This window comes from Mesorhizobium sp. B2-2-4 (assembly GCF_006442375.1).
Taxonomy (GTDB): domain Bacteria; phylum Pseudomonadota; class Alphaproteobacteria; order Rhizobiales; family Rhizobiaceae; genus Mesorhizobium.
Genome location: NZ_VFWB01000007.1, coordinates 335,883 through 358,557 on the forward strand (window position 1 = coordinate 335,883; position 22,675 = coordinate 358,557).

Annotated in this window: 27 protein-coding genes and 1 tRNA gene; 15 read left to right on the forward strand and 13 right to left on the reverse strand. The window is 61.7% G+C overall.

The genetic code is table 11. From position 1 onward, the window contains the following. Positions 1–45: 45 nt before the first annotated feature. Positions 46–131: transfer RNA gene (locus FJ959_RS20265), tRNA-Leu, on the forward strand. A gap of 173 nt (positions 132–304) precedes the next feature. Here FJ959_RS20265 and FJ959_RS20270 read toward each other — a convergent pair. Further along, entirely contained in the window at positions 305–604 is a 300-nt protein-coding gene (locus FJ959_RS20270; protein WP_140493726.1) for a DUF1236 domain-containing protein, read from the reverse strand. Between the two features lie 480 nt (positions 605–1,084). Here FJ959_RS20270 and FJ959_RS20275 point away from each other — a divergent pair, with 480 nt between their 5' ends. Next, positions 1,085–1,321 carry a hypothetical protein gene (locus FJ959_RS20275; protein WP_140558506.1) on the forward strand — a complete coding sequence of 79 codons (237 nt, stop codon included), beginning with the start codon at positions 1,085–1,087 and terminating at the stop codon, positions 1,319–1,321. A 177-nt stretch (positions 1,322–1,498) separates the two neighbouring features. Here FJ959_RS20275 and FJ959_RS20280 read toward each other — a convergent pair whose 3' ends face one another. Then, positions 1,499–1,789 carry a hypothetical protein gene (locus FJ959_RS20280; protein WP_140558505.1) on the reverse strand — a complete coding sequence of 97 codons (291 nt, stop codon included), beginning with the start codon at positions 1,787–1,789 and terminating at the stop codon, positions 1,499–1,501. Between the two features lie 659 nt (positions 1,790–2,448). Next, on the reverse strand, positions 2,449–3,114 hold the full coding sequence (locus FJ959_RS20285) for an outer membrane protein (protein WP_140631693.1): 666 nt from the start codon (positions 3,112–3,114) through the stop codon (positions 2,449–2,451). Positions 3,115–3,299: 185 nt separating this feature from the next. On the opposite strand from FJ959_RS20285, the gene ade reads away from it, so the two are divergent. Further along, positions 3,300–5,111 (forward strand): adenine deaminase, encoded by a 1,812-nt coding sequence (gene ade, locus FJ959_RS20290; RefSeq protein WP_140631696.1) that lies wholly within the window; start codon positions 3,300–3,302, stop codon positions 5,109–5,111. A 21-nt stretch (positions 5,112–5,132) separates the two neighbouring features. On the opposite strand, the gene FJ959_RS20295 is transcribed toward ade, so the two are convergent. Both FJ959_RS20295 and FJ959_RS20300 read right to left on the reverse strand, forming a co-directional pair. Beyond that, the gene (locus FJ959_RS20295) at positions 5,133–6,293 is read right to left on the reverse strand and encodes an alpha/beta hydrolase (protein WP_140631698.1); all 1,161 of its coding nucleotides are present in this window, start codon (positions 6,291–6,293) and stop codon (positions 5,133–5,135) included. 142 nt (positions 6,294–6,435) lie between these two features. Continuing rightward, positions 6,436–7,509: an alpha/beta hydrolase gene (locus tag FJ959_RS20300; protein ID WP_140493715.1), complete on the reverse strand. Its 1,074-nt coding sequence runs from the start codon at positions 7,507–7,509 to the stop codon at positions 6,436–6,438. A 407-nt stretch (positions 7,510–7,916) separates the two neighbouring features. On the opposite strand from FJ959_RS20300, the gene ilvA reads away from it, so the two are divergent. Both ilvA and FJ959_RS20310 read left to right on the forward strand, forming a co-directional pair. Continuing rightward, a complete protein-coding gene (gene ilvA, locus FJ959_RS20305) occupies positions 7,917–9,173 on the forward strand; it encodes a threonine ammonia-lyase IlvA (protein ID WP_140493713.1) in 1,257 nt (418 codons plus the stop codon). Beyond that, on the forward strand, positions 9,170–9,724 hold the full coding sequence (locus FJ959_RS20310) for a DUF1697 domain-containing protein (protein ID WP_140522097.1): 555 nt from the start codon (positions 9,170–9,172) through the stop codon (positions 9,722–9,724). Before ilvA ends, FJ959_RS20310 begins: the two co-directional genes overlap by 4 nt. Positions 9,725–9,755: 31 nt before the next feature. On the opposite strand, the gene FJ959_RS20315 is transcribed toward FJ959_RS20310, so the two are convergent. Further along, complete coding sequence (locus tag FJ959_RS20315) at positions 9,756–10,049, reverse strand: DUF2218 domain-containing protein (protein WP_140522099.1); 294 nt, start codon at positions 10,047–10,049, stop codon at positions 9,756–9,758. 129 nt (positions 10,050–10,178) lie between these two features. Continuing rightward, on the reverse strand, positions 10,179–10,619 hold the full coding sequence (gene gloA / locus FJ959_RS20320) for a lactoylglutathione lyase (protein WP_140558496.1): 441 nt from the start codon (positions 10,617–10,619) through the stop codon (positions 10,179–10,181). Positions 10,620–10,887: 268 nt separating this feature from the next. Here gloA and FJ959_RS20325 point away from each other — a divergent pair, with 268 nt between their 5' ends. Genes FJ959_RS20325 through FJ959_RS20335 form a run of 3 tightly spaced genes read left to right on the forward strand, consistent with a single transcriptional unit; the run spans position 10,888 to position 12,807 of the window. After that, the gene (locus tag FJ959_RS20325) at positions 10,888–11,433 is read left to right on the forward strand and encodes a cold-shock protein (RefSeq protein WP_181165163.1); all 546 of its coding nucleotides are present in this window, start codon (positions 10,888–10,890) and stop codon (positions 11,431–11,433) included. Between the two features lie 22 nt (positions 11,434–11,455). Continuing rightward, positions 11,456–12,019, forward strand: coding sequence for a DUF192 domain-containing protein (locus FJ959_RS20330; RefSeq protein WP_140522103.1), 564 nt, complete (start codon positions 11,456–11,458; stop codon positions 12,017–12,019). A 20-nt stretch (positions 12,020–12,039) separates the two neighbouring features. Continuing rightward, entirely contained in the window at positions 12,040–12,807 is a 768-nt protein-coding gene (locus FJ959_RS20335; RefSeq protein WP_140558495.1) for an alpha/beta hydrolase, read from the forward strand. A gap of 43 nt (positions 12,808–12,850) precedes the next feature. On the opposite strand, the gene FJ959_RS20340 is transcribed toward FJ959_RS20335, so the two are convergent. Continuing rightward, on the reverse strand, positions 12,851–13,456 hold the full coding sequence (locus tag FJ959_RS20340) for a hypothetical protein (protein WP_140631701.1): 606 nt from the start codon (positions 13,454–13,456) through the stop codon (positions 12,851–12,853). 124 nt (positions 13,457–13,580) lie between these two features. Here FJ959_RS20340 and cysE point away from each other — a divergent pair, with 124 nt between their 5' ends. Further along, on the forward strand, positions 13,581–14,429 hold the full coding sequence (gene cysE / locus FJ959_RS20345; RefSeq protein ID WP_140522109.1) for a serine O-acetyltransferase: 849 nt from the start codon (positions 13,581–13,583) through the stop codon (positions 14,427–14,429). Between the two features lie 148 nt (positions 14,430–14,577). Further along, positions 14,578–14,781, forward strand: a complete 204-nt coding sequence (locus tag FJ959_RS20350) for a DUF3126 family protein (protein ID WP_019857879.1) — start codon at positions 14,578–14,580, stop codon at positions 14,779–14,781. A 50-nt stretch (positions 14,782–14,831) separates the two neighbouring features. Here the strand turns inward: FJ959_RS20350 and FJ959_RS20355 are convergent, their stop codons facing one another. Further along, positions 14,832–15,563, reverse strand: coding sequence for a hypothetical protein (locus FJ959_RS20355; protein WP_140517650.1), 732 nt, complete (start codon positions 15,561–15,563; stop codon positions 14,832–14,834). Between the two features lie 102 nt (positions 15,564–15,665). Between FJ959_RS20355 and FJ959_RS20360 the strand changes: the two genes are divergently transcribed. Next, a complete protein-coding gene (locus tag FJ959_RS20360) occupies positions 15,666–15,986 on the forward strand; it encodes a hypothetical protein (RefSeq protein WP_140564634.1) in 321 nt (106 codons plus the stop codon). A 43-nt stretch (positions 15,987–16,029) separates the two neighbouring features. Then, positions 16,030–16,557, forward strand: coding sequence for a gamma carbonic anhydrase family protein (locus FJ959_RS20365; protein ID WP_140517648.1), 528 nt, complete (start codon positions 16,030–16,032; stop codon positions 16,555–16,557). Between the two features lie 185 nt (positions 16,558–16,742). Here FJ959_RS20365 and FJ959_RS20370 read toward each other — a convergent pair whose 3' ends face one another. From FJ959_RS20370 to FJ959_RS20380, 3 genes are all read right to left on the reverse strand, one after another. Continuing rightward, positions 16,743–17,351, reverse strand: a complete 609-nt coding sequence (locus FJ959_RS20370) for a transglutaminase-like cysteine peptidase (protein WP_140517647.1) — start codon at positions 17,349–17,351, stop codon at positions 16,743–16,745. 193 nt (positions 17,352–17,544) lie between these two features. Then, complete coding sequence (locus FJ959_RS20375; RefSeq protein ID WP_140493689.1) at positions 17,545–18,162, reverse strand: PilZ domain-containing protein; 618 nt, start codon at positions 18,160–18,162, stop codon at positions 17,545–17,547. A gap of 119 nt (positions 18,163–18,281) precedes the next feature. Further along, positions 18,282–18,914, reverse strand: a complete 633-nt coding sequence (locus FJ959_RS20380) for a PAS domain-containing protein (RefSeq protein WP_140493687.1) — start codon at positions 18,912–18,914, stop codon at positions 18,282–18,284. Positions 18,915–19,315: 401 nt separating this feature from the next. On the opposite strand from FJ959_RS20380, the gene FJ959_RS20385 reads away from it, so the two are divergent. Both FJ959_RS20385 and FJ959_RS20390 read left to right on the forward strand, forming a co-directional pair. Continuing rightward, positions 19,316–20,074, forward strand: coding sequence for a rhomboid family intramembrane serine protease (locus FJ959_RS20385; protein WP_140561017.1), 759 nt, complete (start codon positions 19,316–19,318; stop codon positions 20,072–20,074). 87 nt (positions 20,075–20,161) lie between these two features. Then, positions 20,162–20,593 (forward strand): CBS domain-containing protein, encoded by a 432-nt coding sequence (locus FJ959_RS20390; protein WP_140493682.1) that lies wholly within the window; start codon positions 20,162–20,164, stop codon positions 20,591–20,593. A 45-nt stretch (positions 20,594–20,638) separates the two neighbouring features. Here the strand turns inward: FJ959_RS20390 and FJ959_RS20395 are convergent, their stop codons facing one another. After that, positions 20,639–20,896, reverse strand: coding sequence for a YjhX family toxin (locus FJ959_RS20395; protein WP_140561018.1), 258 nt, complete (start codon positions 20,894–20,896; stop codon positions 20,639–20,641). A gap of 279 nt (positions 20,897–21,175) precedes the next feature. Between FJ959_RS20395 and gatB the strand changes: the two genes are divergently transcribed. Further along, entirely contained in the window at positions 21,176–22,675 is a 1,500-nt protein-coding gene (gene gatB / locus FJ959_RS20405; RefSeq protein WP_140631704.1) for an Asp-tRNA(Asn)/Glu-tRNA(Gln) amidotransferase subunit GatB, read from the forward strand.

Genomic DNA, 22,675 nt, shown 5'->3' on the forward strand with positions numbered 1-22,675 from the left:
GGCCCCGATTGACGAGATCGCCTAGGTAGTTGAAACGAAAGGCGCGCGGACGTGGCGGAATTGGTAGACGCAAGGGACTTAAAATCCCTCGATCTCTGATCGTACGGGTTCGATTCCCGTCGTCCGCACCACCTTAACTCTACTTCAATGCTCTGCAGAGCCTAGCCGCCACCAACGGGTGCCACCCGGGTCTCTTAGCGGCGGCTCGGCGACCGTGCGCCGAGGCGCGCCGTCGGCTATGGGCCCTCGGCGAACGTTGCCACGATCCGCCGACCTGAAACGACGGATCGTGGCGTTCAAGCGCTCACTGGATAATCTTTACGATCTTGCGTGTGCCGGGATCCACGACGACGGTGTGATTGTCCACGACGACGTAGCGATATTTGACGTTGGGAATTTCATGAAGCTCGACCGTGTCGGGCAGGGCGGTCCCGACGTTGAGCTCGACGCCGGGAATCTTGACTGAGGCCAGAGGCTGTTTCTTTACGTATTCTTGTATGACGGTTTCGTCCTGCGGCTGAATGACCACATCCTGTGCGGCGGCGGCACCGATGCCGGCAAGCAGCAGGAATCCCGCTACGACGGTTGTAAGATCGGTTCTCATTGTTGCTTCCTTTCTCTCTCGTTGGGCTTGACGCGAAGCGCGGTGGCGCCCGAAGGATTGCCAGGGTTGGCAAGGGCTCCCAATGCTGGCCATCGATCAGGGGAACCATCGTTCGATGGCCTGTCAGGCAATCGCTCTTAGACGCGTGAGTTCCAAACAACCGCGGGTTTGGGCCTTTTGCGCGCCACGATCTGACTTTGGTCGCATGTTCAATAGGACCCAAGCCCTAGCAGTGGAACCGCCGGTAGGAAGCGTGCGTTGCGTTTGCTAATGATCTTCAACTGGAGGCCGATCATGGCAGCCGGGCCCGCTGTGGTAAATTCTGGCGGCAGCGCTGCCGTGGCCATTGTTCTGGCAGGCGGAAAAAATATTCGGCGTCAAGATTGACGCTCCCAAAGCCAAAGTGCCGTCCGCATCGGCGAATCCGGCAGCTCCGTCGAATGGTGGCTGATGTCAATCCGACGCTTCGTGAGGCAAAGCATGACCCCTGGTTCCATCAAAACTGATGGCCGTGACCGTGTCACAATCCCCGACAACGACAATCACATGGCTGGCGTCGACACCAAGCCGCTCTTGAAAAGTATCCAGAGCGACGATTTTGCTGACGCGCTTTGCGCGAGAGCTGAGCGCTTCGCGACCAAGGTGGTCGTGGCAATGGCGATTTGTTTGACATCGACACTGGTCGCCGGCGCTTATTTTTTACTGGCGCCCTCTTGAGGGACCAGAAGCTCAAGCTGGAGAGCACGACCGGCCTCTCATACCCGGGCTGCGATTAAGCACTCATTTTCAACAGGGAAGACCCGCCTGGCTTCCTCCACTTCCCTTGTTGTCGGTCCGCCGCTCGCGGGCACGGCCCGGCAGGGTTGGCGATCAGCCGGGCCGGATTGCACAATATTAGTCGTTGCTGTCGTAGATCACCACTGGGTGACGCCGGTGGTGACGGCGTTCAGTTGAGCCCGTTATGACGACGGTGTCGCGGCGATGATGCCGGCGACCTTGGTCATAGAAAGCCACCGTGCCATGGCGCCGATGATGGAGGCGATGGCCCTGATCGTTGATCACTGCCACGTGACGGTGATGATGGCGATGGGTTTTGATGACGACGTCGGCTTCTGCCGCCGAAGCGACAACCGGCATTGCAACGAAAACGAGCGCCATGGCACTTGTCAGAAAAATCGCTTTCATAAGTGTTTCTCCATTCCAGATCCCTCGGGGTAGTTTCACGACAGCTCAAGCCGCACGAGATCTCGATTTGAGCTTTCTGCCTGCGAACTGAGCAGGGGGTTGAGGGTGCAAATGATTGTGTCCCTGCTCTCGTGGGCACATGAAGGACCATTGCTGCACCCGTTCAACAAATGAAAGGAATGCGAGTACGTTCCTTGCAGGAGAGCTGATCGGACCTCTGCTGTAGGTATTCGGACCAAGGTCTTGCTGATGTTCTTGGACCTTCGTCCGCACTTGCGGGTTCGATGGCTCTTTTCTCGATGCAATTCTTTGAGTGTTCACTGCGCGATCGGGCGCGGGTACTGCGATGGCGGACGCGCGCCTGCGTGCGAGGGCAGGATCATAAACGGCACGCGGCATCAAGTGCTGCGCCGGTGACGTTCAGACAAGCGGGCATGGTGATACTGGTGCGATCACGCAATTCCGCGCGCCGCAGGCAATGATACGGTGTCTGCGCGGCGGATCTGATCCGTCGAGGCCGGCGTCTACCAGGCCCAACCCATCCCCCCGCCCACTGGGGACGCCGGCCCCTCAGTCCTTGGAATTGCCGTAGAATTGCCGTCGCGGACCATGCGAGATCGAGCATGATCCTGCCCGGTGACCGGGCGCGGCGATGGGGCTCAGAACTTGTAGCTCAGATTGATGCCGACCGTATTCAGCTTCACATTCTGGTCGCGATCGAGAAAATCGTCCGGCGCATCGAAATGCTCCTTGCTGAAATCATAGTAGCGATACTGCGCCGCGACGACGAACCTGTCGGTCAGCGCATAGTCGACGCCGGCCCCAACCGTCCAGCCTATGCTGGTTCGCGTGTTGTCGAACGAGGTACCGGCATCTTGGGAGGTTTCGATGCCGGCAAAGGCGACGCCGCCGATGCCGTAGATCAGGAACCGATCCATCGCATAGCCGGCCTTGGCATTGATGGAACCGAACCACTTGACATCCGTGCCGAGCAGATTTCCCGCACCCAGTTCTTCGGCGCCCTTTGCCGAGGAATAGTTAAGCTCTGCTTCGGCGCCGAGCACAGCCTGGTCGAATTGCCACAGACCGGCGACATGGCCACCGACGAAACCGCCGTCGAGGTCTGGCGAGGCGGCAAACGGCTCGCCCTCGGTTCCCGAGACATCGGAACTGCCCCAGCCATAACCGCCTTGCAGGCCGGCATAGTAGCCGGTCCAGTCGAAACCGGGCGCGGTCATCGGCACATCGGCCACAGGTTCGGCTGCGAAAGCCGGTGCGGCCAGAGCGGCAAGAAAACCGACAGTTGCAAGCATTAGGCGACGCATCGAACTGCCCGAACGAAGAGCTGGAAGATCCTGGCAGGCACGGTAACCCGATTTGCGGCAAAACGGAATCGCATTTCTGTGCGGCCGATTTACGCTCTCCGTCGGTCTTGGAACAATCGGGAGAAAGTGTGAGGCTGGTCAAAACCGTGGCGGCTTGGCACAGTCGGGCAAACAGGAGTCGCTTCATGGCGAACACGCCGTCGGGCAGCAAACCCAGACCATGGACTGAAATGGCAACGCATCTGGTCGATGTCGCCATGGGCAGGAAACCCGCCGATCTCGTCATCCGCAACGGGCGCTGGGTCAATGTTCACTCCGGCGAGATCGTAGCCGGCACCGACATCGCTATTGCCGGCGGCCGCTTCGCCTATTGCGGTCCGAACGCCGGCCATGCCATCGGGCAGGGCACCAAGGTGGTCGATGCCGGCGGGCGCTATCTGGTGCCCGGCCTTTGCGACGCGCACATGCATGTCGAGAGCGGCATGGTGACGGTGACCGAATTCTGCCGCGCGGTGATCCCGCACGGCACGACTTCGATGTTTATCGATCCGCACGAGATCGCCAATGTGCTCGGCCTGCCCGGCGTGCGGCTGATGCATGACGAGGCCGTCGCCATGCCGATCAACGTGCATGTCCAGATGCCGTCCTGCGTGCCCTCGGCCCCCGGGCTCGAACATGCCGGCGCCGAACTGACGGTCGCCGACGTCGCCGAGGCGATGGGCTGGGAAAATATCATCGGGCTGGGCGAGGTGATGAATTTCCCTGGCGTAGCCGCCAACGATCCTGTGATGTCGGGCGAGATCGCCGCGACCGTGAAAGCCGGCAAGACCGTCGGCGGGCACTATGCCTCGCGCGATCTCGGCCTGCCGTTCCATGGCTATGTCGCCGGCGGCCCGGAGGACGACCATGAGGGCACGCGCGCCGAAGATGCCATCGCCCGCGTGCGCCAGGGTATGAAGGCGATGCTTCGGCTGGGCTCGGCCTGGTACGACGTCGCCTCGCAGATCAAGGCGGTTACCGAGGGCGGCATCGATCCGCGCAATTTCATGCTGTGCACCGACGACAGCCATTCCGGCACCTTGGTTCACCAGGGGCATATGGACCGCGTGGTCCGCCACGCCATCAGCCAGGGCTTGAAACCGGTGACCGCGATCCAGATGGCGACGCTCAACACCGCTCAGCATTTCCGGCTGGAGCGCGAGATCGGATCGATCGCGCCGGGGCGGCTGGCTGACCTTTTAATCGTCTCGGATCTCGCCGAAATGACCATCGACGAGGTCTATGCGCGTGGCGTCAGGCTGGCCAAGGCCGGCAAGCTCGACATCGACATTCCGGTCTACGACTATCCCAAGGCGGCGAAGAACACCGTCAAGCTCGGCAAGAAGCTGAAGGCCCACGATTTCGACATCACGGTACCCAAGGGCGCGAACGAAGTCCGGGTCCGGGTCATCGGGGTCATCGAAAATCAGGCACCGACGCGGGCGCTGGAAGCGGATCTCGCCGTCGAGGACGGGCTGGTCGCCATGGATCGCCGCAACGACGTCTGCCAGATCGCGCTGGTCGAGCGTCACAAGGGTACCGGCGGCGTCACCAATGCCTTTGTCTCCGGCTTCGGCTACATCGGCGATTGCGCGATGGCGTCGAGCGTGGCGCATGATGCCCACCACATCATCGTCGTTGGCACCAACAAGCGGGATATGGCGCTTGCGGTCAACCGGCTGGGCGAGGTCGGTGGCGGCGTCGTGCTGTTTTCCAAGGGTAAGGAACTGGCACTGGTCGAAATGCCGATCGCCGGGCTGATGTCGGACGAGCGGGCCGAAATCGTCGCGGCCAAGGCCGACAAACTGACCGAGGCCATGCGCCAGATGGGCTGCTCGCTGAACAACGCCTACATGCAGCACTCGCTGCTGGCGCTGGTCGTCATTCCGGAGCTCAGGATTTCCGATGTCGGCCTGATCGACGTGACGACCTTCCAGAAGGTCGACCTCTTCGTATAAGAGCAGTTGCGGTCGCTTCGCTCATCCGCCGGTGGCGATCGTCAGCACCTTGAACGGCGTGGTGATGACGATCTCGGCAACCGAGCCGACGGCCTTGCCGAGGCCTTGGCCGAGATTATTGAGCTGCACTGGAGGTTCGTCCGACGCCAGGCCGGCCGGGGCCCGCAGCCGGTCGCCGAGCAACTGAACCAGGATCGGATTGTCGGCGAATTTGGCGTGGTTCAGCCGGTCGCCACCCTTGGTCTGGCTGAGATCGACCACAGACACGCCATAGCTGGCGAGATCGGCCGCGTCGCCATAGTCGCCGACGCGGGGCTTGTCGCCCGAGATCAGGGAAGACAGTTTGAGCGCCCGGTCGTCCGCTGAAAGCAGGATGGCGAACGGTTTGTCCGGCTTGCCGTAGCGGATCATCTGTTTCTTGAACACGTCGACGTCGATGTCGGGCGAGGCCAGGACGACATAACCGAGCTTGCCGTCGAGATCGCGGTCGCCGGTGATGGCAAGCTGGCGCAGCGCCTCCATGGTCACCCATGTTCCCATCGAATGGGCAACGATGTCGATACTCTTGGCCCGCGTCTTGGCCAGCATCCTGAGCGTTGCCTCGAGGTCGTCACGCGCCGCGTTGGCGCTCTCCTTGTCATAGATGTAGCCCGTCGTCTTGCCGCTCGAGGCCCAGGAGAACAGCACCGGCGTGCCCGGATATTTCGTGTCGTGCGCGATCTGCGTCAGCCGGTAGATGCCGTCGTCGAAACCATTGTTGAACCCGTGCACGAAAACCAGCGCACGGTCGCCGCGCATGGCGATGTCGGCACCGACCGCCTTGGCGAATTGCGGCGCATCCGCGTAGAACGCGACATCCCTGGCGGTGAAATCCTTGGCTGGATTGCTGTTGGCAGACCCCCGGACACGCTCGATCATGCCGACCTTGTGACTTTTCGGCACGGTGACGTCGACCCGGGCGAAGCTGGTGGTCAAGGAGCGATCGCCGTCGAACACCTGCCGCGGGTCCTTGGTCGCCTTCTGGCGGGTGGTGGCGACGAATATCTCGTGGGTGGCCGCGATGTCGGACGCGGGTACGGCAACCGTCGTCCTGTTCAGCAGATCGTGCGTGTTTCGGCCGGCGCAGCCTGCGACCAGCAGCGTGAACGCAATGACGACGAAACTCTTCGAATGCACCGTCACACGCCGGCTCCCGCAAAGGAGGACGTCAAACGCGTGACGTCGCTGGATATTTCGATAAGGCCAGAGGCCGGCGCGGTCCAGTTCAAAGTTGGTCGACTCTGTCGCAAGGCCGAGCGGGCCACGCGAACCCGCGGCGATGCATCTATTGGCCGAGCAGGCTGATGCGGTCGGTCACGTCGCGGTCGCTGGCAAATCCATCGTCTTCGCGCAGCCGTTGGCCGATCATCTTCACCAGCGCGGGATTGTCGGCGAATTTCGTATGGTTGAAACTGTCCGCTCCCTTGATCTTGGAGAGGTCGACGACCGTTACGCCGTAGGATGCAAGGTCGGCGGCGTCCTTGTAGTCGCCGACGCGCGGCCGCGCGCCGGCAATCAGACCGGAGAGCCGGAGCGCGCGGTCATCATCGGACAACAACAGGATGAACGGCTTGTTGGGTTTGCCATAGCGGCGCATCTGGCTCTTGAACACGTCGACATCGATGTCGGGCGATGCGAGCACGACGTCGCCGAGCTTGCCGCCGAGATCACGGTCGCCGGTGATGGCGAGCTGGCGCAGCGTCTCCATGGTCACCCAGGTTCCCATTGAATGGGCGACGATGTCGATGCGCCGCGCGCCGGTCTGCGCCAGCATGCGCAACGTCACCTCGAGCTGGTCGCGCGCGGCGCTGGCGCTTTCCTTGTCGTAGACATAGTCGGTGGTCTTGGCGCCGGATGCCCAGGAAAACAGCACGGGTGTGCCGGGATAGCCGGAATCGTGGACGATCTGGGTCAGGCGGTAAACGGCGTCGTCAAAGCCGGTGTTGTAGCCATGGACGAAGACCATGACGCGGTCGCCGCGCGCCGCGATGTCAGCACTTAGCGCATTGGCGAATTTCGGCTGGGTGTCGTAGCCGACGACCTCGGAGGCCATGAAATACTTGGCCGGATCGTTCGACTTGCCGCGCGAGCGGCGTTCGATCTGCCCGGTCTGGTGGATGCCGGGCACGGTGACGTTGACGCGGGCGTAGTTCAGCGTGGCCGATCGCTCGCCGTCGAAGACCTTGTTCGGATCGTCGGATTTCTTGCGCGTGGTGGCGATGAAGATGCTGTGATTGCCGGCGATCTCGGTCACCGGCGCTGCCACGATGGCGCTGCCGAGCAGTTCCTGGGTCTGCTGTCCCGCGCAGCCCGCGACAAGCAAGGCTAGGCCAATGGCAAAAATCGTCTTCAACGGCACGTCTGAAATTCCACTCCGGCCCGAAAAGGCCAATCGCCTCCGCAAGTCTCCCCCGACAGCGCAAGTGCGGCGGAAGTAAGTCGTGCCCAGCCGAAAAGCGGTCGGCGTCTCGCGACCGCCGCCGCAGTGTTGCACGAAAGCCAGACTGCATCAGGGCGGGCCCTTTCGGGGCTTGGCACCCGCATGAATTTCAAGAATTACATTAACAATCGCCTCCAACTAACGGCAAATGCGTCACTAAATGCCGACCGCTTGGGAACATGAGTGACGGGGCAATGGTTTCACGGGGTCGCCTGTGCAATAGACGGAATCGGGTTGCTTGGCGGCAAGGCTCGCGACAAAAGGGCGTTCCGCAGCCAATCGATGATAGACGTTTTCAAACGACATGCGTTCAAGGTGGCTTTCCGATGACCAGCTTCTCTTCCCGTGTTGCCACCGCTGCTTCCGCGATCCGCCGGATCTTTCCGGAAACGCCGCTGCAGGAGAACGACTATCTGTCGAAGAAGACCGGCGCGCGGGTGCTTTTGAAGCGCGAGGACCTGAGCCCGGTGCGCTCCTACAAGATCCGCGGCGCCTTCAACTTCTTCCGCAAGGCACTTGGCGAAGGCAATCAGGCCGAACTGTTCGTCTGCGCTTCCGCCGGCAATCATGCGCAGGGTTTCGCCTTCGTCTGCCGTCATTTCGGTAAAAAGGGCGTTGTATTCATGCCGGTGACGACGCCGCAGCAGAAGATCGACAAGACGCGGCTGTTCGGCGGCGACTTCGTCGAGATCAGGCTCGTCGGCGATTTCTTCGACGATTGCTATCGCGCCGCCATCGAATTCACCGAAAGCGCCGGCGCTCATATGGTGCCGCCCTTCGACCACAAGGACATCATCGAGGGACAGGCGACGGTCGCCTATGAGATCGCCCACCAGATGCCCGGCGCGGGCATGCCCGACATCGTCATGCTGCCGGTCGGCGGCGGAGGTCTGGCCGCAGGGGTGACGCACTACTTCGCCGATCAGGGGCGTGAGGCGCGCTTCGTCTTTTGCGAACCGGCAGGGGCGCCAAGCCTGCGCGAGAGCCTTGCGGCGGGAAAACGGCTCAAACTCGCCAAGGTCGATAATTTCGTCGACGGCGCGGCGGTCGCCGAGATCGGCCGTGAGCCCCTGCGTCACCTCAAGGACTTCGCCGCCGACACGGTGCGGTTGATCCCGGAAAACCGGCTCTGCGCGACCATGATCGAGATGCTCAATGTCGAGGGCGTGGTGCTGGAGCCGGCCGGCGCGCTGGCTATCGATGCGCTGAAGGATTTTTCCAGGAAGGAAATCCGCGGCAAGACCATCGTGGCGGTGGTTTCGGGCGGCAATTTCGATTTCGAACGGCTGCCGGACGTCAAGGAACGGGCACTGCGCTTCGAGGGCCTGAAGAAATACTTCATCATCCGCTTTCCGCAGCGGCCGGGCGCGCTGCGCGACTTCCTTGAAATGCTGGGGCCGGACGACGACATCGCCCGGTTCGAATATCTGAAGAAGTCGGCACGCAATTTCGGCTCGGTTCTGATCGGCATCGAAACCAAGGATCGCCGCAATTTCGACCTGCTGAAAGCGAATTTCGAGGCCGAAGGCGTCCAGTATCAGGATATCACCGACAACGAGACATTGGCCGGGTTCATCATATGAGCGGAAACGTCTTCATCGCCCTGTTTTCAGGCATCAATGTCGGCGGCAACCGCATCGTCAGGATGGCCGAGTTGCGGGCGTTCTTGGAGGATCTCGGGTTTTGCGATGTCGCTACCTACGTGCAGAGCGGCAACGCGGTGTTCCGGGCGAAGGAGGGAGACGCCGCCACGCTGACCAAACAGATCGAAGCGGCTTTCGAGGAGAAATGGGGTTTTCATTCGCGCATCATGGTGCGCGATCTCGGCTGGGTCGAACGGCTGGTCAGGGAAAATCCCTATCCGGAGATTGCCGAGGAGCCGACAAAGCTGCACGCGTATGCGCTGGAGCGCGCGCCTACCGCCGAGGAGGCGGCACGGCTGGCCGAAAGATGTACGGGTCCGGAGCGGTTCGAGATCAAGGGCGACGTGCTTTACCTGCATGCACCCGACGGACTGGGCAAATCGGTGTTTGCCAATCTCATTCCACGCGTACTGAAGGTACCGGGCACTGCGCGCAACTGGCGCTCGGTGCTGGCGCTGCTGGAGATGGCCGGCAAGCCCGGCGGCGGCTGATTAATGCCTGCCGTAATGCGTAGACAAGAGCCTACGCCGCCTCGGCGCGTTTCCAGTCGAACGTCAGCTCCTCGCGAAACGCAAAGCGTTTGATGTGGTCGGCGACGACGCTTTCGAGGCGTTCGATAGAGCCGGGGTCGTCGCTCGATACGGTGATGTGCAGCGCAGCTCCATCGGCATCCATGATGGTGCGGCCGAGCGAAAGGTCGATGGCGCCATGATTGGGATCGAATTCCACGGGGAATTTGTGCGCCCAATGTTTGCACAATTGCTGCAGATAACGGCTTGCATGTGCGGTGGTGACATCGGCATGGCTGATCGTCATGAAGGGATCTCCGAGGGTGAAACGCACGAAACGGTGCCCGCTTTCGAGGCGGGCGCTATCGCCGCATAGATAGGCGCAAGCTCGCCCGCCGCCATAGGCCGGCTGCCGACCGCTCGAAAAGGTGATCGATCACCAGCTTCCGGTGTTCGGCATCGACGCCCACGGTTCGGCCTTTGCCTTCGCCGGACCTTTCTGCAGAAGTTCGATCGAGATTCCGTCCGGCGACTTGACGAAAGCCATGTTGCCGTCGCGCGGCGGCCGGTGGATGGTGACACCGCTGTCCATCAGCCGCTGGCAGGTGGCGTATATGTCGTCGACTTCATAGGCGAGGTGGCCGAAATTGCGGCCGCCCTTGTAGTCTTCCGGGTCCCAATTGTAGGTGAGCTCGACCAGCGGTGCTTTCTCGTCGATGCCGCTTTGCTCGTCTTCCGGCGCGGCCAGGAAGATCAGCGTATAGCGGCCCTGCTCGTTCTCGTAGCGGCGCACTTCCTTCAGGCCGAGCTTGTTGCAGTAGAAATCGAGCGAAGCATCGATGTCGGCGACGCGAACCATGGTGTGCAGATAGCGCATGTGATTTCCTCGACTTGTTGGGTTGCGGCGCAACATAGGGGTGGGCCGTCCAAAGGGCAAATCCCAGGCGGCTGCCGGCGCCGCCAAAGAACAAATCCGGTATTCGCATAATGAACCGTGAAAAAAGGCACGTCAGGTCTTGCACTCACCGGAAGCCGCAGTGTTAATCTGGTGTCAAGAATCAGTTGCGGTGTTCTTGAAAAAAGGGGGCATTCTTATGGGGGAAAAAGCCTCTTTGACGGGGCGGTCCGAAACCCTTGGCGACGCCATGAAGCGCGACGAAGGCGGCGATGCCGTCGATCTGACCGAAATATCCGGCGCCATCAAGTGGTTCGATGTAGCCAAGGGCTATGGCTTCATCCTCCCGGATGACGGCGTTTCAGGCGACATCCTCCTCCATGTGACATGCCTTAGACGGGATGGTTTCCAGACTGCTCTGGAGGGAGCGCGCGTTGTCTGCCTCGTCAAGCAGGGCGAGCGCGGATTGCAGGCTTTCCGGGTTCTCTCGATGGATGTCACCACAGCGGTCCATCCCGCGGAAATGCAGGAACAGCGCACCCATGTCTCGGTGACACCCGAAAGCGGGCTGGAACGTGCCTTGGTGAAGTGGTTCAACCGCACCAAGGGGTTTGGTTTCCTGACCCGGGGCGAGGGCACCGAGGACATCTTCGTCCATATGGAAACCTTGCGTCGCTACGGCATCACCGAGCTTCGGCCGGGGCAGGTCGTGCTTGTCCGCTTCGGGCGCGGCGACAAAGGCCTTATGGCTGCCGAAATCCACCCCGATATGGGAACCTTGCCGGTCGCGCATTAGGGCGGTTGCCGAGGATTTTCGCATGACACATAGGAACTGGCTGACGGCGGGCGCAATGTGCGTCCTGGCTGCCGTCATCGTCGCCGCGGGCGCCTATTTCTATTTGCCTGCACCGACGGCGGCCGACAGCCGGGTGATGACCCTGCCGGTGGACCCGACGCCGCTGGTCGTGGCGACGAAAGGCGGAGATCGCTCCTTTTCCATCGAAATCGCCGACACCGATGCTGAACGCGAGGCCGGCTTGATGTATCGCCAGGACATGGCGGACGATCACGGCATGTTGTTCGTCTTCGACATGCAGCAGCAGGTCAACTTCTGGATGCAGAACACGCCGATGCCGCTTGACCTGGTTTTTATCGGCCAGGATGGCAAGATCCGGGCGGTCAAGCACGGCGAGCCGCAATCCCAGGCGCTGATTTCGCCCGGCGTGCCGGTGCGCTTCGTGCTTGAGCTCAAGGCGGGCACCGCCGCCAGGAACGGTATCGATTATGGCGACCTGGTGCGCCATCCGGCCGTTGGCACCATATCAGGCCCCGAGGTGCCGCCATCGGACAATGGCGATGCGCCGAACGGCGGTGGCGGTTGAGGACGCGGGCAGTATAGCCGATGCAGTTTTTTTCCCATGACGGGTTCGATATCGCCTTCCTCGACCGCCAGCCGGAATCGGGCCGGGGCGATCCTGTGCTGATGATCCATGGCTTTGCCTCCAGCCATTACGTCAACTGGGTTTCGCCCGGCTGGTTCAAGACGCTGAACGATGACGGCTACCGCGCCATTGCGCTGGACAATCGCGGCCACGGCTCGTCATCGAAAAGCTACGAAGAGGCAGATTACACCCCGGCCCGGATGGCCTCGGACGCGGCTGCTTTGCTCGATCATCTCGGCATCGGGCGCGCCCATGTCATGGGCTATTCGATGGGCGCGAGGATAGCGGCATTCCTGGCGCTGTCGGATCCCGACAAGGTGGCGACGCTGGTCTTCGGCGGTCTCGGCATCGGCATGATCGACGGCGTCGGCGATTGGGATCCGATCGCGGCAGCCCTTCTTGCCGACGATCCGGCCAAGACCACTCATCCCCGCGGCCGTTCGTTTCGCGCCTTCGCCGACCAGACTCGCAGCGACCGCCGGGCGCTCGCGGCCTGCATCGCCACCTCCCGCGAGTTGCTGAGCGAGGATGAAATTGCCCGGATCGCCCAGCCGACGCTGATCGCCGTCGGCACCACCGATGACATTGGCGGCTCGCCCGACGAACTTGCCGCACTGATGCCCAACGCCAAGGCTTTCCACATCGAAGGCCGTGACCATATGCTGGCCGTCGGCGACAAGACCTTCAAGCGGCGTGTGCTGGAATTCTACGCCGAAAATCCGCTTTGACCCGGCGTAAGAGCCCGATAAACCGAAAGGCACAAGCCCGATATCACGCCGGTTTTTGCAGCGCTTCGAGCGACCGGGTGAGATTCAGCCTAGCCTGCTGCTCGAAGCGCCGGCGGAATTCCTCGCTGTGGAAGATGTGCGGGCGTGTCAGGAAGCTGTTCAGCACCGCGCCACGTCCGGCCCGCCATATCGGCTCCTCCACCCATTGATATTCGGCGCGGATCGCGCGCTCATAGGCATCGAATGCATCCGGCGCTGCGCCGAGGATCGACAGGTCCATGTCCAGGAAAAGAGCGGCGTCACGCACCGCGGCCGTGTCTTCGAAGTCCGGCAACTGGTGTGTTGCGGTGGCAAGGATCATGGCGCAGATGCAGCCGAGGCGCTGGGCGTCGATGCGGCCCGCGAGCTTTTTTTCCGCGAGCGCTGCGCTTTGCGCCTCGTTGTCCTTGGCCCGGCTGTCATAGACGGCGTCGTGGAACCAGATCGCCGCCTCGACGGCCTCGGGATCGCCGAGCAGCTTCTGGTACTCGCCGGCGAGCGCCAGCATCGCCTCGATATGGGCAAGGTTGTGGTAGTGGCGATCCCGTCCCTCATAGAGGACGGAAAGCTCGCGTTTGAGGGCATTGTCGAGCAAGAGTTCATTTTCCATGCCGGCTTGAATTCCCGCGAACCAAATCCATTTGACAGAGCACTAAGGAAAATTGAGTTCAATCGTGCTATGATCTGGCTTATATGTGCGGCCCGATATTAGGCAAGGCGGCAGGACGACGTCGATGAACAGCATCAGCATTTCCCGACACAGCGCGTTGCAGCCGGTCGATCCGATCTGGCGCTCGATCCGTGACGAAGCGATGGACGCGGTCAATCGCGACCCGCTGCTCGCCGCCTTCCTCTATTCGACCATCCTCAACCAGGAGAGCCTGGAGGAGGCGGTCATCCACCGGCTGGCCGAGCGGTTGGCGCACCAGGACATAGGCTCCGATCTCATCCGCCAGACCTTCAAGTCGATGCTGGCCGACGACAAGGACTGGCCGACCACCGTGCGTGTCGACATCCAGGCCTATTACGACCGCGACCCGGCCTGCGACCGCTTCATCATGCCGGTGCTCTACTTCAAGGGTTTTCACGCCATCCAGACCCACAGGCTGGCGCATTGGCTGTGGAACCAGGGGCGCAAGGATTTCGCGCTCTATCTGCAAAGCCGTTCGTCCTCGGTCTTCCAGACCGATATCAATCCGGCGGCCCGCATCGGCAAGGGCATCTTCATCGACCACGCCACCGGTCTGGTCGTCGGCGAGACAGCGGTCGTCGAGGACGACGTGTCGATCCTGCACGGTGTCACGCTCGGCGGCACCGGCAAGGCCGGCGGAGATCGCCACCCCAAAATTCGTCGTGGCGTCTTGATCGGTGCCGGCGCCAAGATTCTCGGCAACATCGAAATCGGCCATTGCTCTAAGATCGCCGCCGGTTCGGTGGTGCTGTCGCCGGTGCCGCATAACAAGACGGTCGCAGGCGTGCCGGCTCGCGTCGTCGGCGAGACCGGCTGCGACCAGCCGTCGCGCCAGATGGACCAGCTTCTGCCGTCGCAGACGATGGACCAGGTCGTCAGCTTCGACATCTAGTTTTACTGAGGGGCGTCGCGGAGTTTCGCACTGCTCGCGCCGGCGGTTTCGATTGCCGTGCAATACGGCGAGCTTGCCTTTACATGGCCATCGTCGACGTGTCAGAAGCGCCCTTCAAACGAGCAAGCCCGACGATTGGAGAAGACTGTTGAAGCCTGACGAAATCAGAAAGCTGGACGCCTATTTCAAGCGCGTCTTCCAGAACCCCAAGCTCGAGGTCAAGGCACGGCCGCGCAAGGAGGATTCGGCCGAAGTCTATGTCGGCGACGAATTCCTCGGCATCGTCTTCAAGGACGAGGATGACGGCGACTACAATTTCTCGATGGCGATCCTCGACATCGATCTGGGCTGATCCTTGCATCCCATGGCGATGCCGGACGCAAACGCGACCGGCCTTTCCCGTCAACGTCCGGCCTTTAGGACACGCCCGGCCTCGGCGGTGATTGCCGCGTCAAGCGCCTGCCAATCCCCCAGAAATTCCTTCGGGAAGCGATAGGTGAGGCTGAGATCCTCGCCGACATGGATGTCGCGCTCGCAAGGCGCCAGCGATTGTTCTGCTGCCGGCCCGCTCAGGCAGCGGGCCACGAATGGGTCCTTGCCGGGCCGGTTGCCGACAACGAGCACCTCGTTGAGGTAACCTGATTTCGCGTTGAAACCGTAAATCGTCGTGCCGCCCGGACCTGCCGTGCCGGGCTGCACGATCAGCGCGCTGTAGATCGGCCCGAAACGTCCGCTCATGTCGCGAGACATCATTTGCGGTTCGAAGGACAGGAAGACGATGCTTTTGGCTGGCCCCGTGTGGTTGAAATCGCCGCGGGCGGCCTCGCTGTAGCCATCCATCTGGGGATAGCGCAGATAGAGGTCGAGCCGCGAGGCGATGCCGTCGCGCCGCGCCTGTTCGAAACGGATAAAATTGGCAGGCACGGCGATGACATTGTTGCCGACCACCACCTTGCGCATCGTCGCATCATCCGTGTAGCCGGCCATGGCGATCGAATGGCCGAACCATTTGCCGCCCAGGCTGATTGCGACCGACAGCAGGGCGAGTGCTGCGAAGGCGTAGAACACCCGCTTCATCAGCGTGGAATCGACCACGGTGAATTGGGGGTCGTCGGCGATCGCTGCCTGCTTCATCTCTGTCCCCGGATTCCTGTCCCGTGACGGCACGCATCGCACGGCACGGCTCTTGCAGTCCTTCCAGCGACTGTGCGATTTCATGGTAAACGGAAGGTAAAGATGGGCCCGGTTGAGCTAACTGCGTTCGCTTTTCCTGTCGGGTTGACGGCTTGCGGGCTGGTCGGATCGGCGATGGAGTTGGTTGCCGGGCGCAAGGTCGCGTTCACCGAGCCTTATGTGTCCTCCGCGCACGTACTGCGTTCGCTCGCCGCCACCGCGTGCGCCGGGCCGTTCATGCTGCTCAACGATGCCTTGGACGCCCGCCGCGACGGTCGCATTTCGTCGGTGGCGCTGATTTCCTGTGGCTGCACGGCGGTCGCCTGGACGCTGGCGCTCGGCATCGTTCTTGTGGCCGTTGCGTGTTGGGAGGTGCCAACCTAGGGTCGTTCGACTTTCAGGCTTGAGACGAATCGGAGACCAGAAAATGCCGCTTTATGCGATCGATGGCACCGAACCGAACTTCGCGGATGCGGGCTCAAACTGGATCGCGCCCGATGCGACGCTGATCGGCGACATCAGCATCGGCCGCAATGCCGGCTTCTGGTTCGGCGTCGTCATCCGCGGCGACAATGAACCTGTCGTGATCGGCGCCGACACCAACGTGCAGGAGCACACGGTCATGCACACCGATCCCGGCTTCCCGCTGACCATTGGCGAAGGCTGCACGATTGGACACCGGGCCATGCTGCATGGCTGCACCATTGGCGACAACAGCCTGATCGGCATGGGCGCAATCGTGCTCAACGGCGCCAGGATCGGCAAGAATTCGCTGGTCGGCGCCGGCGCGCTGGTCACCGAAGGCAAGGAATTCCCGGACAATTCGCTGATCGTCGGCTCGCCGGCCAAGGCGATCAGGGTGCTGGACGAGACGGCGATCGCGAGGCTGCGAGCCTCGGCCGCGCACTATGTCGCCAACGGCAAGCGCTTCAAGGCGGGGTTGAAGAAGGTCTAGGCCAGAAATGGCGGAGCCGGCCCGGGGACGGGGCCGGCTCCTTAGACCCGGTCGTTGGGACGGGGAGGGTGGGGACTCGACCGGGTTTCTCCTTAGGCGCATCGCCTTGATGCGTAGCGCCTGGTCTCTGGTTCACGCGTGCCGGTCCCCTAACGCTGCGCGTTGATCGCCATGGATCGACGCCGTCAGCGGACGCTGGCGACCGCGTCGGCGCGGCCGTCGTTGATCGTCACCCAGACGCCGGAATTGGTATCCGACTGTCGCTTGAGGTAGGTGTAGTCGGTGTCCGTCCAGGACAGGACCTTGGTTTCCAGATTGTCGAGGATGAATTCGCCGAGGCTGGTGCGCACGGTCAGCACCGCGTGGCCGTCACCGTTCGGCTGGCGCGCGACCGTCATCAACAGGTTGCCGGCCGGAACGCCGGCGTCCATCAGCTCGCGGCGCTTTTCCAGCGCGTAGTCCTCGCAATCGCCATAGCCATTGTCGGGATAGGCCCAATATTCCTCGACGCCGTTGTTTTCCATGTCGGTGCGCGGCTTGACGCGGGTATTGACCGAATTGTTGATGCTGAGGATCGTCGCCCACAGCTTGCGGGTCAGTTCGACCGGCGCCCCCTTGGGTGTCCGCTCGCTGCATTCGCCCGGTATGCGCTGGCAGAATTCATAGTGTCCGACAGGCTGTGTGGTGCGGCCGCCGGTGTGCATATAGGCCGGTCCCGCGGCATATGCTGATCCCCAAGCGGAAAGCTGCATCGCCATTGCCATCAGCAACAGCTTGCCTCTCGTTTTCTTCATTGTTTTTGTCTCCCCGTTCGAGGGAGACATTGCCACAGGTGGATTTATTCGACGCAAAAGCGCGCAGTAGATATTGAGTAAAACGTCCCTAGAATAGGTATCAAATTTGAAACTTTTGAGTGGTCAATCGTTGTCGTGAAATACAAAAAAACCGGCCGCGAAGGCCGGTTTTGATCTTAACGCTGTTCGGCCTTCAGGCGCGCGGCGTGTTGAATTCCGAATCGAGCGTCTCAGGCCGCTGGATGACGGCGAATTCGATGGCGACGCCATCCTCGAAATGACGCACGATCTGTCCGCGCATGGTGCCGAGCATGACCTGGACGCCGATCGCCGGCTTGACGTCGATCTCGATCGCGGCGCCGGAGAGCGACAGGTCGATGATGCGGCACTGGTACTGACGGCCGTCGGTGAGCTGCAGGATGCTGGTCGGGTTGCGGGGGGCGACGCGCTCGTGGCGGCGGTCTTCCGGCAGATCGAGCTCGTGCTTGTTGGCGAGCCACGTCAATTGCGCGGCGAGCTTGTCCTTCTTGCGGTCCGACGCAATCACCGTCATTGCGAAACCGTCCTGCAAGGTGCGGGTGACGACGCCTTCTATGCGGCCGATATGGTCGACATAGGCGATGACCTTTTCACCGGGCATGCCGATGCGGTCCGTGCGAAACGCGACGTTACCCGGCGACATATCGACGACCTGGCAAGGATGTTCGGTGCGGTCTTCCAGCATGAAGCGCCCGTATATCTTGACCCGGACGCGCTGAAAGTTACGTCTCTCAGCTTGGGACGGCGCGTAGTCGACCGCCGCTGACCTCATGACTGCCTACACCCCGTTTGGCATCCCCGCGCGCCGATGCCAGGGACTTCATCCCAGAACTACAGCAAAGCGGGTTAACAAAGGGGAAAAACGGGCAGGCGGGGCTGTAGGATCGTCAACTATTCCTCGCGCCCGCCATCGAAGACGACGAGGTGGCGGATGCGGCGCGCTCGGCCGAGCGCGGAGATGGTTTCGGGCGCCTCCAGTTCGGCGGGAACAAGCGAGGGAACGTCGATCGCCGGCCGGCTCGCCAGCAACTCTTTTTCGGGATCGATGACACGGATCGAATCGATCAACGCGTCCGTGAGCGGGTCGGCGCCCAGCCAGAACGGCTTCTCCACAGCGCTGATCACGCCAAGGCAACGCGGGTTTTCGACGCCGCCATCCAGCGGCAAGGCAAGCAGTTCGAACTTGTTGGAACGGCCGTTGCGGCTGAAGCCCTCGAACATGATCAGCACGACGGATTTCTGGTCGAACACGCCATGGATCAGCTTCGAGACCAGCCGCTGGTCCTTCTCGCGCCATAGCGAGGGAAAGGAGAACCCCTTGAGTTCGCGGCCATAGGAGGCGCAGAGCCTTGTGCCGGCCAGCCGGAACACCGCTTGCCCACGCGTGTCCCTTTCCAGGATGAAGGTGTCGGCCAGCAGCGACTTGATATCGGCCGGCTCCACTTCCGAGCGCTTCGGGGCAGGGCGTCCATCACGCAAGCGGTTCCAATACTGGAACAGCGTGATCGATCCGTTCTGGTTCATGCTAAGCAGCTCCGCGCATTCTGTCGTCTGATGTCCCATCGGTGAACAGAAGGGCGCCCTCCGATGACCTACATGCGTTGCGGAGCAGGAAGCGTGCCAGCGTCGTTAACACTTGTTCACGGGTCGGGGCCGTTAAGGTTAACAAGTGGTTTACGTTGCGCCCGGTCGAGCCGCGTGGCACACAAAAACCACTCCAGAAGCGGTCGTTTCGCGACGATCGGCAGCACTTCAGTCAAGAGTTCGGGGGAACAGGGGACTCGACAGCCGTTCAAGGGAAACCTTGGACGGCTTTCTTTTGATTCGGCACTTTTGATTCGCGCTCGGCGATTCGCCCTTTGTGGTCCGGCGGGCAGTGGTCTAGATGCTCGCAACGACGAATCCTGGACCGAGTGCTAGTGCGCATGAGTGAACCTGTAAGCCCACCGGAAATAGAACAGGCGGATCGCGAGCCCGAGCCGCGTCGCGAGCCGATCTTCAACCTGCCGCCGATCGTGCTGGCGGTGATCGCCATTTGCGTGGCCATCTACCTGTTGCAGCAATACGTGCTGAGTGATGCTCAGCAAATGACACTGCTTTACGATGGGGCCTTCATCCCTGTCCTCTACACCGGCCAATACGGCTTCGACTGGTTCCTGTTCACGCGGCCCTTCACCTATGCCTTCATGCATGGTGGATTTGCCCATATCGCCATCAACATGGTCTGGCTCGCTGCCTTTGGCTCGCCGCTGGCCAATCGGCTCGGAGCCTTCTGGTTCGCGTTGTTCTTCGCCGCGACGGGACTGGCTTCAGTGGCGCTTTTCTGGGCCATGCATCCATATGGCGAAGCGCCGCTGGTCGGCGCTTCCGGTGCGATATCGGGCATGATGGGAGCGGCGGCACGCTTTGGCTTCCGTACGGATCGTTCGGCGGGCAAAGCCGCTTTCGCCGGCCCCGTGCTGCCGATCGCAATGGTGCTGCGCTCGCGTGGCGTGATGATCTTCCTTGCCGTTTGGATGGTGATCAACCTTGTCACCGGCCTTGTCGGCTTCGCCCCCGGGGTCGACAGCCAGATCGCCTGGGAGGCTCACATTGGCGGCTTTGTCGCCGGCTTCTTCAGCTTGCGCTGGTTCGACAGGCGCTGGCAGCCGCTCGACTGGGAGACGACCGACCACCGCACTTGAAATGCAACCGATCGCGGCGCACGATGTTCACTCTTACGTGAAAGCCGGTCACGGCAGGAACCGGTTGGCAGAGTAGAGGAGGACGCCATGACGGTTAAGGCCATTCTCGAGCAAAAAGGCCACGACGTGTTGACGCTCGGGCCGAACGAAAAACTGAGCGAAGCCATCCGTATCCTTGCCGAACACAGGATCGGGGCGTTGGTCATCACCAATGGAGACCGCAAGATCGTCGGCATCCTGTCCGAGCGCGACATCGTGCGCGTCGTCGCCAGGGAAGGCGCTGCCGCGCTCGACATAGCCGTTCGTTCCGCGATGACGCCGAAAGTGAAGATCTGCAACGAGAACCACACCGTCAACGAGGTGATGGAGATCATGACCCGGGGCCGCTTCCGCCATCTTCCGGTGGAAAAGGACGGCATGCTCGACGGCATCGTGTCGATCGGTGACGTGGTCAAGCGTCGCATCGAGGATGTCGAGCGCGAGGCTGAGGAAATCCGCGCCTATATCGCTACCGCCTGAGCGGCAAGCAACCGCCGGCCGCGCAAACGGTCGGCGGGGCGATAGTTACCTGTTGTCGAGTTCGGAGCGGACGAGTTGGAGCCCGCGCCGCGTGATGCGGTAGGGGCCGCCGCCCGACGACGAAACCGCCTTCTTGCGCTTCAGCTTCCGAAACAGGTCGAGATCGACGTCGGGGTAGTGCCAGCCGTCGCGGGTCAGGCATTTGACGGAGGCGATCCGTTTCTTCTCACTTTTTTCGATCTCAATGCGTCCGCCCTGCGCGAGCAGGTGCAGAACGCGTTGTTCAATACGCGAAATATCCATGGGAGAGTATCCGGGAAAACAACAAAAGCCGCCGCCGCGAAGCTTCGCGGCGCGGGGTTTCAGGTTTTCTGCCCTGCCTCGCTATGAGGTCAGGGCCTTACCGGGACTGAGCGTAAGTGGACATCCACTCTCCATTGGGATGGATGGCCTATAGGCGAAAGCGGCGGAAAAGGCCAGCGGGCGGCTTTACGCTTGTCTCGGGAGGCGGTTTGCACTAGCGAAGTTGCAAATCAGGATGTGCAAAACGCACGTTTCCATCGTTCTACTACGCAGGCCACCATGAGCATCATCGATACCCGCACGCCCGACGCGAAACGCCTGATCCCCGGCGCCACCGGCGACTGGGAAATCATCATCGGGCTCGAGGTCCATGCGCAGGTGACATCGGAAGCAAAACTGTTTTCCGGCGCTTCGACGTCGTTCGGTGCCGCCCCCAACGCCAATGTCAGCCTGGTCGATGCCGCAATGCCCGGCATGCTGCCCGTCATCAACGAGGAATGCGTCAAGCAGGCGATCCGGACCGGCCTCGGGCTAAAGGCGCAGATCAACCACAAGTCCGTCTTCGACCGGAAGAACTACTTCTACCCGGACCTGCCGCAGGGCTACCAGATTTCGCAGTTCAAGCAGCCGATCGTCGGCGAGGGCACGGTGATCGTCTCCGTAGGGCCCGACCGCCAGGGCGAGTTCGAGGACATCGAGGTCGGCATCGAGCGCCTGCATCTGGAGCAGGATGCCGGCAAGTCGATGCACGACCAGCATCCGACCATGTCCTATGTCGATCTCAACCGCTCCGGCGTGGCGCTGATGGAAATCGTGTCGAAACCGGACATGCGTTCGGCCGACGAAGCCAAGGCCTATGTCACCAAACTGCGCACCATCGTGCGCTATCTCGGCACCTGCGACGGCAACATGGACGAAGGCTCCATGCGCGCGGACGTCAATGTTTCGGTGCGCCGGCCGGGCGGCGAATTCGGCACGCGCTGCGAGATCAAGAACGTCAATTCGATCCGCTTCATAGGCCAGGCGATCGATTTCGAGGCGCGCCGGCAGATCGCTATCATCGAGGATGGCGGCACGATTGACCAGGAAACGCGGCTGTTCGACGCCGTCAAGGGCGAAACCCGTTCGATGCGCACCAAGGAAGAGGCGCACGACTACCGCTATTTTCCAGATCCCGACCTGTTGCCGCTGGAATTCGACCAGGCCTATGTCGAAGCGCTGGCCAAGGAACTGCCGGAACTGCCCGACGACAAGAAGGCGCGATTGATCTCCTCGCTCGGCCTCTCGACTTACGATGCCTCGATCCTGGTGTCGGAAAAGCCGATCGCCGACTATTTCGAGAAGGTGGCCGCCGGCCGCGACGGCAAGCTCGCCGCCAACTGGGTTATCAACGACCTGCTTGGGCAATTGAACAAAGCTGGAAAGGACATTGAAAATGCTCCGGTTTCGCCGGATCAGCTCGGTGCCATCATCGATCTGATCAAGGACGGCACCATCTCCGGCAAGATTGCCAAGGACCTGTTCGAGATCGTCTGGAACGAGGGCGGCGACCCGCACCAACTGGTCGAGAGCCGCGGCATGAAACAGGTTACCGACACCGGCGCTATCGAAAAAGCGGTGGACGAGGTGATCGCGGCCAACCCGGACAAGGTCGAGCAGGCGCGCGCCAAGCCGACCATGGCCGGCTGGTTCGTCGGCCAGGTGATGAAGGCGACCGGCGGCAAGGCCAACCCACAGGCCGTCAATGACCTGGTCAAGGCCAAGCTGGGCATCGAGTAG